The 13,304-nt window shown below is 72.1% G+C and carries 10 protein-coding genes; 7 read left to right on the top strand and 3 right to left on the bottom strand.

What is annotated here, in order from left to right:
• The first annotated feature begins 24 nt into the window (after window positions 1-24).
• From ACBR40_RS39975 to ACBR40_RS39965, 3 genes are all read left to right on the top strand, one after another.
• Entirely contained in the window at window positions 25-678 is a 654-nt protein-coding gene (locus ACBR40_RS39975; RefSeq protein WP_344205466.1) for a response regulator transcription factor, read from the top strand.
• Between the two features lie 11 nt (window positions 679-689).
• Window positions 690-1,808 (top strand): sensor histidine kinase, encoded by a 1,119-nt coding sequence (locus ACBR40_RS39970; RefSeq protein WP_371252076.1) that lies wholly within the window; start codon window positions 690-692, stop codon window positions 1,806-1,808.
• A 62-nt stretch (window positions 1,809-1,870) separates the two neighbouring features.
• Window positions 1,871-4,303 carry a PEP/pyruvate-binding domain-containing protein gene (locus ACBR40_RS39965; protein ID WP_371252075.1) on the top strand — a complete coding sequence of 811 codons (2,433 nt, stop codon included), beginning with the start codon at window positions 1,871-1,873 and terminating at the stop codon, window positions 4,301-4,303.
• Here ACBR40_RS39965 and ACBR40_RS39960 read toward each other — a convergent pair whose 3' ends face one another.
• Window positions 4,304-6,565, bottom strand: coding sequence for a glycoside hydrolase family 65 protein (locus ACBR40_RS39960; RefSeq protein ID WP_371252074.1), 2,262 nt, complete (start codon window positions 6,563-6,565; stop codon window positions 4,304-4,306).
• A gap of 105 nt (window positions 6,566-6,670) precedes the next feature.
• Here ACBR40_RS39960 and ACBR40_RS39955 point away from each other — a divergent pair, with 105 nt between their 5' ends.
• The 3 genes from ACBR40_RS39955 to ACBR40_RS39945 all read left to right on the top strand — a co-directional run bounded on the left by ACBR40_RS39955 (window position 6,671) and on the right by ACBR40_RS39945 (window position 8,882).
• Window positions 6,671-7,384 (top strand): universal stress protein, encoded by a 714-nt coding sequence (locus tag ACBR40_RS39955; RefSeq protein WP_371252073.1) that lies wholly within the window; start codon window positions 6,671-6,673, stop codon window positions 7,382-7,384.
• Between the two features lie 76 nt (window positions 7,385-7,460).
• Entirely contained in the window at window positions 7,461-7,670 is a 210-nt protein-coding gene (locus ACBR40_RS39950; RefSeq protein WP_371252072.1) for a PLDc N-terminal domain-containing protein, read from the top strand.
• A 264-nt stretch (window positions 7,671-7,934) separates the two neighbouring features.
• Window positions 7,935-8,882 carry a helix-turn-helix transcriptional regulator gene (locus ACBR40_RS39945; protein ID WP_371252071.1) on the top strand — a complete coding sequence of 316 codons (948 nt, stop codon included), beginning with the start codon at window positions 7,935-7,937 and terminating at the stop codon, window positions 8,880-8,882.
• Here the strand turns inward: ACBR40_RS39945 and ACBR40_RS39940 are convergent.
• Both ACBR40_RS39940 and ACBR40_RS39935 read right to left on the bottom strand, forming a co-directional pair.
• Complete coding sequence (locus tag ACBR40_RS39940) at window positions 8,860-9,282, bottom strand: spore-associated protein A (protein ID WP_371252070.1); 423 nt, start codon at window positions 9,280-9,282, stop codon at window positions 8,860-8,862. The two genes, ACBR40_RS39945 and ACBR40_RS39940, sit on opposite strands and share 23 nt — an antisense overlap.
• A 141-nt stretch (window positions 9,283-9,423) precedes the next feature.
• Window positions 9,424-9,924, bottom strand: coding sequence for a nucleotidyltransferase domain-containing protein (locus ACBR40_RS39935; RefSeq protein WP_371252069.1), 501 nt, complete (start codon window positions 9,922-9,924; stop codon window positions 9,424-9,426).
• 229 nt (window positions 9,925-10,153) lie between these two features.
• Between ACBR40_RS39935 and ACBR40_RS39930 the strand changes: the two genes are divergently transcribed.
• Window positions 10,154-13,276: an NACHT domain-containing NTPase gene (locus ACBR40_RS39930; protein ID WP_371252068.1), complete on the top strand. Its 3,123-nt coding sequence runs from the start codon at window positions 10,154-10,156 to the stop codon at window positions 13,274-13,276.
• The last annotated feature ends 28 nt before the right edge of the window (window positions 13,277-13,304 follow it).

Genomic DNA, 13,304 nt, shown 5'->3' with positions numbered 1-13,304 from the left:
GCGGCGGGGGAGATCATGTCCGGTATGCGGGTGCTCATTGCCGAGGACGAGCGCGTCCTCGCCGAGGTCGTGGCGAGCGGGCTGCGGAAGGAGGCGATGGCGGTGGACGTCGTCCATGACGGCTCCGCCGCCGTCGACCGGGCCATGACGCACGACTACGACGTGATCGTCCTGGACCGGGACCTGCCGGCCGTGCACGGCGACGACGTGTGCCGCGCGCTCGCCGCCGGGCGGGTCCCGGCCCGGATCATCATGCTGACGGCGGCGAGCGACCTGCGCTCCAAGGTCGAGGGGCTGGGCCTGGGCGCCGACGACTACCTGACGAAGCCGTTCGACTTCCCGGAGCTCGTGGCCCGGCTGCGCGCGCTCGCCCGCCGCGTCCCGCAGGCCGTGCCGCCCGTCCTGGCGCGGGCCGGGGTCACCCTGGACCCGGCCCGCCGCCAGGTGTTCCGCGACTCCCGGTACGTCGCGCTCAGCCCGAAGGAGTTCGCCGTGCTGGAGGTCCTCATGCGGGCCGAGGGCACCGTCGTGAGCGCCGAGGTCCTGCTGGAGAAGGCATGGGACGAGAACGTCAACTACTTCACGAACTCCGTGCGGATGACCGTGATGACCCTGCGGAAGAAGCTCGGCCAGCCGCCCGTGATCGAGACCGTGCCCGGCGCGGGCTACCGGCTCTGACCGTGGGGCGGATGCCGATTCGCCGGCGGCTGACCCTCACCTACGGAAGCGTGTTCTTCCTCGCCGCCGCCATCCTGGTGGCGATCAACTACGTCGTGGTCGACCAGATCGTCAACCAGCAGGTCCTCGCCGAGGGGGCGATGATCCAGCAGGCCGGGGAGGCCGTCCCGCGGCCGGTCCCGCCGCCGGGCGGGAGCCGCGCGCTCCTGGCCTCGTCCGTGAACGACCAGATCGGCCGCTACCGGGAGCTGGTGATGAGCTGGCTGCTGCGCTGGTCCCTGCTGGCGACCGCCATCGTGGGGCTGGCCGGGCTGGCGACCGGATGGCTCGTCGCCCGCAGGGCGCTGAGGCCGCTGCAGACCGTCACCGAGACGGCCAGGAAACTGTCGGAGGAGACGCTGCACCGGCGCATCTCGCTGGGTGGCCCGCAGGACGAGGTCAGGGAGCTCGCCGACACCTTCGACTCGATGCTGGAACGGCTGGACCGCGCCTTCGACGGCCAGCGCCGGTTCGTCGCCAACGTCTCCCACGAGCTCAGGACGCCTCTCGCGATCAACCGGGCGCTGCTGCAGGTCTCCCTCGCCGACGACGCGCTCCCGCGGCCGCTGCGCCCCGTCAGGGACGAACTGCTCGCCGCGAACGGCCGGCAGGAGCGCCTGATCGAGGGGCTGCTCCTGCTGGCCCAGAGCGAGCGGGAGGTGACCGTCCGGGAGCCGGTGGACCTGCGCGACCTCGCCGACCGGCCCGATCTGCCGCCGGCCCCCACGGCCGGCGACCCCGTCCTGCTGGAGCGGATGGTCGCCAACCTGCTGGACAACGCGGCCAAGTACAACGACGAGCGCGGCCTCATCGAGGTCCGCACCGCCGCCTCCGCCGACCAGGTCGCCATCACCGTCGAGAACACGGGGCCCGTGGTGCCGGCCGCGCAGGTCGCCCTGCTGTTCGAGCCCTTCAGCCGGCTCGAACGCGACCGCGTCGGTTCGGCCTCGGGCGCCGGACTGGGGCTGTCGATCGTCCGGGCGATCGTCCGGGCGCACGGCGGCACGGTCGCCGCCGCGCCGCGCGAGGACGGCGGCCTGGCCGTGACCGTCAGGCTCTCTCGCGCGGCGCCCGGCGGAGTTACCGTCTGAAGCGGGTGCGGTGAGGCCCGGTCGGCACGGTCGTGGTGAGGTCGGCTTCGAGGAGATGCGCGATGCAACTGGTCTGGCTGTCCGACGTCGACGCTTCGATGATCGACGTCGTCGGAGGCAAGGGCGCCGGTCTCGGAGAGATGATCAGGGCAGGTGAGCGCGTCCCCGACGGCTTCTGCCTGACCGTCGAGTCCTACCGGTCGGGGGAGGTCCCGGAGCGGGAGCTCGTCGACGCCTACGAGCGGCTGGGCGGCGGGCGGGTGGCGGTCCGCTCCAGCGCCACCGCCGAGGACCTGCCGGAGGCCAGCTTCGCCGGCCAGCAGGACACCTACCTCGGCGTCGAGGGCGCCGGCGAGCTGGTCGACGCGGTACGCCGCTGCTGGGACTCCCTGTTCACCGAGCGGGCGGTCGCCTACCGCGCCGCCGCCGGAGTGGACGACGCCGCCATGGCCGTGGTGGTGCAGCGCATGGTCGAGCCGGTCGCGGCGGGCGTGCTGTTCACCGCCAACCCGATCACGGGCTGCCGTACGGAGATGGTCCTCGACGCCGCCCCCGGACTGGGCACCGCCATCGTCGAGGGCAGCGTCGTGCCGGACCACTACGTGCTGCGCGAGGGGACGCCGGCCGCCGCGAACCCCGGCGGCTGCCTGCGCGCGGACCACCTCGAACGGCTGCGCGCGGCCGGCCTGCGGCTGCAGGAGCACTTCGGCTCGCCGCAGGACGTCGAGTGGGCGATCGACGCCGACGACACGGTGTGGCTGCTGCAGTCGCGCCCGGTCACCACGCTCTTCCCGCTGCCGCCCGACACCGGCGACACCCGGCTCTACCTGGAGTTCGGTCACATGCAGGGCATGCTGCGCCCGTGTACGCCGATGGGCGTCTCACTGCTCAAGACGGGCGCGAGCCTGTGGTTCGCGGGCGTCGGGGCCACGATCGACCGGCGTGACCCGCTGCCTCGGCTGGTGCCCATCGGCGGCCGGATCTTCTATGACATGACGGACTTCCTGCGCAGCAAGGCCAAGCGCCGGCGGCTCGGACCCGCTCTGGAGGTCTACGGGCCGCGGGTGCAGACGGCCGTGCTGCGGATGATGGACGATCCGCGGTTCGCGCCGCGGCCCGGCCTGCCGTTCCGCGCCGGCAGCGTGCTCAAGGGCACGGCGCGGCTGCTGCCGCGTACGCTCGCCGGAGTGGTGTCGAGCCTGGCCGACCCGGTACGGGCCCGCGCCCGCGCCCGCCGGGGGCTCGCCGAGATCAGGCGGCTGATCACGCCGCCCGGCCCGTCGGCGACCGCCGCCGAGCGGCTGCGCTGGGTGATCGAGGACTCGCACCGGCCGATCATGAGCCCCGACCTGCACGGCATCCTCGGGCCGCTGGTGGCCGGGATGCTCGCCGGTACGCTCCCGGCCGGGCTGCTCGGCGGCGTTGCCACCCGCGAGGAGCTCGACACCGTGCTCGGCGGCATGCCGCACAACGTGACCACGGAGATGGACCTCGCGCTCTGGGGCCTGGCCGTACGGGCGCGCGAGCACCGCGAGCTGTTCCTGGACACGCCGCCGGAGGCGCTGGCCGCCGCGTACGCCGCGGGTGAGCTCCCGGACATCGGCCTGGCGGGCTTCCTGGCGAGATACGGCATGCGCGCGGCGGCCGAGATCGACGTCGGCGTCCCCCGCTGGGAGGAGGACCCGGCGCCGCTGTTCGCCACGATCGCCAACTACCTGCGCGTGGACGATCCCGGGCAGGCGCCCGACGTGCGGTTCGAGGCGGCGGCGGCCAGGGCCGAGCGGATGATCGGGACGCTGGCGCGGCGCGCGCGGGCCAGGCGGCCGGTGCGCGGACGGCTCGCGGTGTTCCTCATGCGCCGCTCGCGTGAGCTGACCGGGCTGCGGGAGATCGGCAAGTTCGCCTGGCTGCCGACCCTCCAGGCGGCCCGGCGCCAGCTTCTCCTCGTCGGCGCGGACCTGGTCGGGGAGGGCCGGCTGGAGCAGGCCGGCGACATCATGTTCCTGACGCTCCAGGAGGCCCAGGCGGCCGTGGACGGGCTCGACGTCCGGGCGACGGTCGCGACCCGGCGCGCCGAACACGAGCGGGAGGCGAGGCGCCGTACCGTTCCCGGAGCGCTGCTGTCCGACGGGACCGACGTGGAGACGCTCGCCCCCGCGCCACCGGCCAGGGACGGCGTGCTGACCGGCATGTCGGGGGCCGCCGGCCAGGCGACCGGCCCGGCGCGGGTGATCCGCGACCCGATGGGCGCGCATCTCGAACCGGGCGAGATCCTGGTGGCGCCGACCACGGATCCGGGCTGGACGCCGCTGTTCATGACCGCGGCCGGGCTGGTGACCGAGACCGGCTCGCCGGTGGCGCACGGCCCCACCGTCGCCCGCGAGTACGGCATCCCCGCCGTCATCTGCGTCCGCGACGCCACCTCCGCGATCAGGACGGGCCAGGTGATCACGGTGGACGGCACGGCGGGGACGGTGCGCGTGGAACCCGGATGATCAGGGCGGGAAGGGGATCGTGGCGGCCGCGCCGCGCGGCAGGGTGAGGCCGTCCACGCGCGTGCGCTCGTGGTCGGCCTCGACGAGGAGCCGGCGGCCCCGGAACTCGATCGGCATCGACAGCGACCCGAGCCGTTCCGGCAGGCACGGGTCGAGCCGCAGGCCGTCGGGGCGCGGCTCCAGGCCCAGGTAGCAGCGTTGCAGCATGTCGAGGGTGCCGCCCATGGCGCCCAGGTGGATGCCCTCGGCCGTGGTGCCGCCTTGCACGTCCTTGATGTCGCTGAGCGCCGCCTCGGCGAAGAACTGCCAGGAGCGGGCCCGGTCGGCGCGGGCCAGGACCCAGGCGTGGACGACGGCGCTGAGCGTGGAGCCGTGGCTGGTCCGGTCCAGGTAGTAGGAGATCGTGCGGGGGATCAGCTCGGGATCGGCGGGGTAGCCGAGCCGGCGCAGCAGGTCCAGCAGCTCGTCGGCGGTGAGCAGGTAGCACAGCATCAGCGTGTCGGCCTGCTTGGACGCCTTGTAGCGGTTGACGTCGTCGCCGTCCGCCTCCAGCGCCCGGTCCAGCCGCCGTACGCCCCGGTAGCGGCCCCAGTCGAGCTCGGCCAGGCCGGCGTAGCCGGTGAACTGGCTGATGACGCCGTCGTGGAAGTCGACCCGCATGCGCCGGGTGATGTCCGCCCAGCGGGCGCTCTCCCCGGGCCGGGCGAGGCCGAGCTCCAGGGCGCGGGCCAGCAGCCACACGGTCATGACGTTGGTGTAGGCGTTGTTGTCCAGGCCGGGGGCGGCGGCGCCGGGAATGGCGGTGTGGTATTCGTCCGGTCCCATGACGCCGCGGATCTCGTACCTGCCTGAGACCGGGTCGAGCACGGCGAGCGAGGCGAAGAAGCGGGCGATGTCCGTCAGCAGCTCCGCGCACCACGACGCCATGGAGCCGGTCGCCAGGTGGTGCTGCCACACGTTGTAGGCGATGGCCAGGCCGACGTGGCGTTGCAGGTGGGAGACGTCCGGCAGCCAGCGGCCCGAAACGGGGTTGAGGTGGAAGGTCTGGGTCTCCTCGCGGCCGTCACTGCCGCTCTGCCAGGGGAACATCGCGCCGTCGAGCCCGGCCGCCCGCGCGGCGGCCCGCGCCTCCGGCAGCCGCCGCCAGCGGTAGCGCAGCAGGCCGAGCGAGATGTCGGGGAAGCGCAGGTTCAGCCACGGCAGCACGAACAGCTCGTCCCAGAACACGTGACCGCGGTACGCCTCGCCGTGCAGGCCGCGGGCGGGCACGCCGGTGTCCAGGTCGAAGGTGTGCGGGCTGAGCGTCTGCAGGAGGTGGAAGACGTGCAGGTGCACGAGCTGCGCCAGCTCGGGGCCGCCCACCTCCAGCCGGGCCCGCTCCCACAGCCGCTCCCATGCGGTCTCGTGCGCGGCCAGCAGCTCCCCGAAGCCGGGAGCCTGCCCGGCCCGGCGCAGCGCGGCCGAGCGCGGGTCGTGGACGGCGGGGTCGCGGGACGTCACCAGCGCCACGATCTTCGTGACCGTCACCGGCACGCCCTCCTCCAGGCGCGGCACGTGCTCGGTGCCGATCCGGCTGCCCTCGCGCTCGGGCCGGCCGGGAACCGGGGCGTCGATCCGCGCGGCGAGCGCGGCGGTGATCCGGGAGGAGCGGGTCGTCGCCGTCAGCCAGGTCAGCCCGGCCTCGTCCCCGGCCGCGTGGTCGGTCAGGTGGTCGCCGCGCAGGTCGCGGTAGCGGGCGACGCCGTGGTTGGTGACCGTCCCGTCCAGCGTGGCGCGGACGCGGAGCGGACCCGACCAGTTCTCGGCGGTGAAGGTGGTCTCCAGGGCGGCCAGGGCCGGGTCGGCCATGGACACCAGGCGGCGCTGCCGTACGCGGGTGACCCGGCCGGCGTCGTCGCGCCAGGCCAGCTCCCGCAGCAGCACCCCGCGCCGCAGGTCGAGCTCCTGGCGGTAGTCCAGCAGCTCGGCCGCGTCCGGGTGGAACCAGTCCGACCCCGGCGTGGCGAAGGTCAGCGGCAGCCAGTCGGGCAGGTTGACCAGGTCCTCGTTGACGACCGTACGGCCCGCGACCCGCGAGGCGAGCCGGTCGTAACAGCCCGCCCGGTAGGTGCCGGGCGTGCGGTGCAGGCCGTCGGGCGTGGCGCCCCGGGTGGCGAAGCGGCCGTTGCCGAGCGTGCACAACGCCTCCCGCAGCCCCTCGGCGGCGGGGTCGTAGCCCTCGTAGACGAGCGTCCAGGGGTTGGCCGGAGCGAGAGTGGCCATGGCGGTGACGCTACCCAGGCGCCGCCGGCCCAGACAGGGGACCCGTACGACGGTGGTGGTAGGGCCACCCTGACGTGGGCAGGCGTACGGACAGGAGGCAGTGGCATGAAGCACATCGTTCTCGGCTACGACGGATCGGCCTTCTCGATGCAGGCGCTGGACTGGGCGCTGGACGAGGCCGAGCTCCGCGGACTGTCCCTGACCGTCGCCCACGCCTGGCAGTGGCCGTACGGCGAGGCCCCCGAGGAGGCCAGGTCCCACCTGCGCAAGGCGGCCGAGCACGTGCTGTGGCACGGCGCCGACTGCGCCCGCCACACCAGCTCCGGCCTGACCGTGGAGACGGACCTGCACGAGGGCCCCGCGGCCGAGCGCCTGGTCGAGCTCTCCCACGAGGCCGCGCTCGTCGTGGTCGGCTCGCGCGGGCTCAGCGCGCTGCCGCGAGCGGTCGTGGGCTCGGTGGCCGGGTACGTCGCCACGCACGCCCACTGCCCCGTCATCGTGGTGCGGGGGCCGGGGCCGCTGCCCGCGGCGTCGCAGCCGGGGCCGGTCGTCGTGGCCGACCGCGACCCGGACGGCGTCGTCCTGGACTTCGCGTTCGAGGAGGCCGCCCTGCGCCGGCTGCCCCTCGCGGTCCCCGCGGACCTGAGCGCGGACGTGAGCGGGCGGGCGGCCCGCCATCCCGGCGTGCCGCTCCAGCAGGCCGCCGACTTCGGGACCGCGACCCTCGTGGTCGTCGGCCGCCGGCGGGCCGCGCCCGCCGGCGTCGCCGCCTCGCTCCTCCAGCACGCGCCCTGCCCCGTGGCGGTGGTGGGAGGCTGAGGTCCACCAGAGCTCCAGCTCGGCCTCTCCGGCGAACCGTCACAATGGGGCCGGTACGAACGAGTGAAGGGAGCCCATGATGCGCTGGGACGACATGTCGGGCAAGCGGCGGGGCGTCGTGATCGCGCTGGCGTCCGTGGAGATCGCGCTCACCGCCGCCGCCGCGGTCGACCTCTGCCGGCGGCCCGCGGCGGACGTGCGGGGCCGCAAGGGACTGTGGTGGCCGGCGATCTTCGTCCAGCCGGTGGGGCCCGTCGCGTACCTGCTGTGGGGACGGCGGGGCTGACCGGAACAATTGTGCCGTGATTCCACCGTCCTCCCGCAATGTGAGAGGACGGTGGAATCGTGCGGCATTGGAGGTTTTGATCCCTCCGACCGCAGGAAAGGGGCAAACCGATCCCACGGCCCCCCTCCAGTGTTCCGCAGGTCCCGCTTGCCACCCTTTCCCCCTCTACCGTGGCCGATGGACTCGGGAAAGCGGAAGGATCAATTGTTCCTAGGAATTCTTTTCCCCGGAAGTTCGGCCGCTCGGATGCCATCATCGGATGATATGGATGCGCACAGCCCGTCCTTCGACCTCGCCTCGCCGAAAGGACCGCTGGCCGATTTCCTGATCGCCCGGCGTGCCGCGGTCACCGCGGCCGAACACGGCCTGCCGGAACCGGCCTACCCGCGCCGGGTCCCGGGGCTGCGCCGGGAGGAGGTGGCCCAGCTGGCCGGCATCAGCACCGACTACTACACCCGGCTGGAACAGGGCCGGGTCCGCACCGCCTCCCGTTCGGTGCTGACCGCCATCGGCCGGGCGCTGCGACTCGACGACGACCAGCAGCGGCATCTGTGCCAGCTCGCCGACCCGTACACGGGGGAGCAGTCGGACGAGGGCGAGCAGCGGGTCACTTCGCAGACCGTGCGGTTGCTCACCAACCTGGTCGACACGCCCGCTCTGGTGCTGGGCCGTTATCAGGACATCCTTGCCTGGAACAGGCTCGCCGCCGCCCTGCTCGGCGACCTGGCCGCCATGCCGCCCGCGCACCGCAACTACGTCCGCATGATCTTCCTGGACCCGCAGGTCCGGGCCATGCAGGACGACTGGCCGGAACGGGCCCGCGAAGCGGTCTCCAGCCTGCGCATGGCGGCCGGCACCTACCCCGGCCAGCCGCGGCTGCAGGAGCTCGTGGGCGAGCTGCTGCGCCGCGACGACGACTTCCGCGTCTGGTGGAACCAGCATCTGGTCACCATGCACCCGTTCGGGCACAACCGCGTGCACCACCCCGTCGCCGGGTCCTTCGACCTCGACTGGCAGGCCCTGAACACGGTGGACGACCAGGAGCAGATCATCATCCTCGTCACCGCGCCGCCCGGCAGCCCCGGCCACTTCGCCCTCCGCCGGCTGGCCTCATGGGCGCAGCGGCAGGCCCTGCAGCCCAGTCACCTGGCCCCCGGCCCAGGAGAATCTGAGCCGGGGAGCGCGCGGTTCAGCCGCAGTGCACGTTGTTGAGCTTGACGGTCACCCAGTCCGGGACCGTTCCCTGGACGTCGATGCACTGGCCGGGCGCGGAGACGTAGACGGGGCCGGCGTAGTACGTGAACGTCCCGGAGTTGGAGTCCTTGCCGCTGCCGTCGCCCCGGGAGATCACGACGCTCTTCCAGCTCGGGGTGTTGGCGTAGGCGCCGTAGCCGTAGGTCAGGGCGCAGTTCTTGCCGGCGCTGGAGCTGTAGTGGACCTCCAGGGTGCCCGTACGGGTCCCGTCTCCTCGCTTGATGGGGTAGACGCCGACGCGGGTGTAGCTGCTGCCGCAGGGTCCGGCCGCGGCGGCGGGGGCGGCACTCGCCACCATGGTGGTGGAGGCGGCCAGGGCCGCACCGGTGAGGAAAGTCGCCAGCTTGCGTGTACGCACGAATATCCTTTCGGCTTCCGACAAGTCCGATCATGGATATCACCGGCGTCAGCCCCGCCGCCCGCGAGTCGGGCGCAATGTGATCATCGACACAAAGATCCGTTATGTCCGGTAAGACCGAAGGTCAGGCCGCACCGCCGCTCATCCGCACGGGCCGCGGTGCGTGGCCGGGATCTCGAACCCATACCTCTCGGCGAGGGCGCGGACGTCCGCGAGATCCTTGTCCTTGGGCGGGTACGCCGTCTTGAACCGGAACATCCACTCGGCGGCCACGCACCGCACCTCCTGCCCGGCGATGACGCCCGTGCCCGTCAGGGAGTCCTTGGGATACTCGATGCCGTAGACGTTGTGACCCTGGTCGTCGAACTCGAACACGTGGACGTCCACCGTGGCGCCGCCGCCGGTCGCGACGACGTAGTTCCAGTCCGTCGAGTCCTGCCGTGGCCGCGGCGCGTACCCCCACTGGGCCAGCAGCTCCCCGAGACGCCGCGCGTGCTCGCGGGCGACGGCGAGGTCGAGGTCGGCGTGCTCGCGGGTCCGCCTGCCGAGCAGCGCGTCGACGCACCACCCGCCGTCGATCCAGACGGGCACGTTCTCGGCGGCGAGGCCGCGGTAGATCGCGAGGACGTCGTCGGCGTTCACGGGACGCAGCGTAACGGCCCCGCCTCTGTTGCTCTGAGCGCAACCGTAGACATGGACGCTGTGGCCAGCATGTTCGCCGGGAAAGGGAGTAAATCATCTCCCCTGGGGACGTCGAGGATGGCACGATAGGAATCACGCGGAGTCCTTTGAAATCGCTCATCGTAGTCAAACCCGCTTCTGGCGAGGACCCCACGCTGGCCAACACTTCCGCGGATGCGAGGAGGCCACGATGAAGAACAGACTGTGCTATTCCGACGCGGTGAAGCTTCTGGGAGGGGCCGACAACCAACTGGTCGCCGCCCTGGACCGGATCACCGGTGGCGTGCTGCTCGGTGCGACGGGCTTCGGCGCGGAGTTCGTGCTCAGCCTTTTCGACGCCAAGGGAGAGCTGGCCAGGCTCAGCGGCGAGTCGGTCAGCTTATTGGCGGAGCGGCTGCGCGGGCTCGGCCGCTTCGACCGGACGCAGCGGCTCATCGCCGCACACAAGGTGATCGTGCTCACCGCCTTCTTCGAGGCCGTGCACGAGGTCACCCCGCGATCAGAGGTGAAGGAGCTGCTGCGTGGCAGGCTGACGCAGGTGAGCCTGGCCACAGGCGAGCGTCCCGCCTCGGGGCGGCTCGCCGACCTCGTCGCCGTGCTCCACGACAGTGCCCTGCCCGGGGATCCCATACCTCCCGGCGCCGAGACCATGCCGGAATCCTTGCTCGCCTGCTACGCCTCGCTGAGCGGACGCCTGGTCGCCTACCTGGCCGAAGCCTTGCCTGGTCTCTCCGGCGAGCTCGTGCGAGCGCTGGAGGAGGAGGTGCCGCAAGCCGCGCTGCGCCGTTACGAGGAGCATCTGCGGCGCTTGACCACCGACTTTCCCGAGGTGGCGTTCTGGGCGAATCGTCTCGACCATCTCACGACGCACGACCGGCTGTTGCGCCTGCAGGCAGGGCTCGAAGGTCTGGGCCGCGTGCTTGACGCCATCGCCTCGAACACCGCAATGGCCGACGAGCGGCGCGCGGCCCTGGCCCGGCGCTACCGGCGCGCGCTCGACCGCCCCGTCGTGACCTCGAACGACATCCCCGAGGGGCTGACGATGCCGCTGCTGGCGCATGTGTACGTCAACCCATGTTTCCGGGTCGCGAAGGTCACCTACCGCGATCGGATGGACCACGAGCAGTGGTGGGGCCAATGGGACGTGCGCGACGACCTGCAGGAGTTCCTCATCGGCCATCTGACCTCGCCCGAGGCCACGCGGAGCCCGCTGATCGTGCTCGGTCAGCCGGGATCGGGCAAGTCGGTGCTCACCCAAGTCCTGGCGGCTCGCCTTCCCGTGACCGACTTCCTGACCGTGCGCGTGGTGCTGCGGGACGTCCCCGCGGACACGGACCTGCAGTCCCAGATCGAGTACGCGATCAGGGACGCCACTGGGGAGAGCCTGTCGTGGCCGGTCTTGGCCAGGACGGCGGGAGGCGCGCTGCCGGTGATCCTGCTCGACGGCTTCGACGAGCTGCTCCAGGCGACGGGCATCGGTCAGACCGACTATCTAGAGCAGATCGTGCGATTTCAGGAGCGTGAGGCCGACCAGGGACGTCCGGTGGCAGTCCTGGTCACGAGCCGCATCGCGGTCGCCGACAGAGGACGCATCCCGCGCGACGGCGCGACCGCGCTACGGCTCGAACCGTTCACCGAGGGACAGGTCGAGCAGTGGCTGAGCGTCTGGGACGCGGCGAACGCCGACCACCTGGTCTCGCGCGGGCTGCGGCCCTTGCCCGTCGCGACGGCGCTGCGTCAGGCCGAGCTGGCATCGCAACCGCTCCTGCTGCTGATGCTGGTCCTGTACGACGCGGCCGACAACGCTCTGCAGCGGGACGAGCACTCCCTCGACCACGCTGACCTGTACGAGCGGATCCTGCGACGCTTCGCCGAGCGCGAGATCGTCAAGTCGCAGCCGGGGCTGGCGGCGGAGCCGCTGGAGGCGGCGGTCAATGAGGAGCTGCTGCGCCTGTCGGTGGCGGCGTTCGCGATGTTCAACCGCGGCCGGCAATGGGTCACCGACGACGAGTTGTCGGGTGACCTCACCGAACTGCTCGGCGACCGGACGCCCGGTCCGTCCTCGCGCGATTTCCACGCCGCGGCGAGTCTCGCCCAGCAGATCGTGGGCCGGTTCTTCTTCATCCACCAGGCGCAGGCGCTGCGCAAGGACCAGCTCCTGACCACGTGCGAGTTCCTGCACGCGACGTTCGGGGAGTTCCTGGTCGCCCGGCTGATCTTGCGGGAGTTGCACGAACTGGCCGAAGTCGCGGCGGCGAGCCTCCGGCGGGTGCCTGACGACGGCTTCATCCGCGCGTTGCTGTCCTTCGCTCCGCTGACCACCCGTACCCAGATCCTCGACTTTCTCAGTGCCCTCGCCGAGCGGCTTCCCGACGAGCGGCGGCGGAAGTTCCGGGAGCTGCTCCTGACGGCCTTCCAGCACGCCATGGAACCCGACGAGAACGGTCACTACGCCACCTACCGTCCGGTCGATCTCGGAGCGCCCGCGCGCCACGCCGCCTATGCGGCGAACCTGCTCCTTGCGATGGTCCGGGTGGGCGGCCCGGTCTCCGGACGGGAGCTGTTCCCGGAGGCGCCCTCTCCCGTGGCCGAGTGGCGCAAGCACGCGCTGCTGTGGAGGTCGCAGTTCGGCGAGGAGCCTTGGGAGTACCTCATCCACGAGCTGTCGCTGCGCCGCGACTGGGAGGACGGCGAACGCGAGGTTCATGTGGACCTGCGGAGCGACGAGCCTTACGAACTGCCGCATCTGGACATCTTCTGGACCTTCAACGTGCCGCCCGGCCATGAGGAGAGAGAATATGCGGGCTGGTGCTACTACCGCGGACACGAACTGGCTCAGGTGAGTCATTTCACCTGCGATCTCGTCGGTGACATCGCCTGGCACGCGCTCGCCGAGGTCAACCGCGTCCTGGACCAAGGCGACCTGTCGGGGGACGAGGAGGAAGGGGCGACCCCGGCGTTCGGCATCCTGAGTCCCGACCGGGCGGTCTCCGTCACGAACGCCCTGACGCGGGTCTGGCTGGCCTCCAGCGCCCCTGGGGGTGACGAGAACCTTCAGCAGGCGTACGAGGAGTGCCTGACGGTCATCGCGGGCAGCCGCGCCCCCGACCATCAGGTGGCGCGATACGCCTACCTGAGCCGGGTGCTGCGGATGCTCGCCGCCGACCGCGACCGTCTCCCCTCCGGGTTCCGCGCGGCTGTCCTCGACCGTCTCAGGAAGACGATCCTCCAGGAGTCGTACCTGGCCACGGCTCCGCTGGTCCGGCGATGGGCGGAGGAGGCGTTCGGCGACCTCGGACGGCCCACGCCATGACAGTCAGCAGGTAGGACAGGGTGTCTGT

The organism is Nonomuraea sp. AD125B, assembly GCF_041402765.1.
GTDB lineage: Bacteria > Actinomycetota > Actinomycetes > Streptosporangiales > Streptosporangiaceae > Nonomuraea > Nonomuraea bangladeshensis.
The sequence above is the reverse complement of the archived record's forward strand: the minus strand, read 5'-3'. Positions and strand labels throughout refer to the sequence as shown.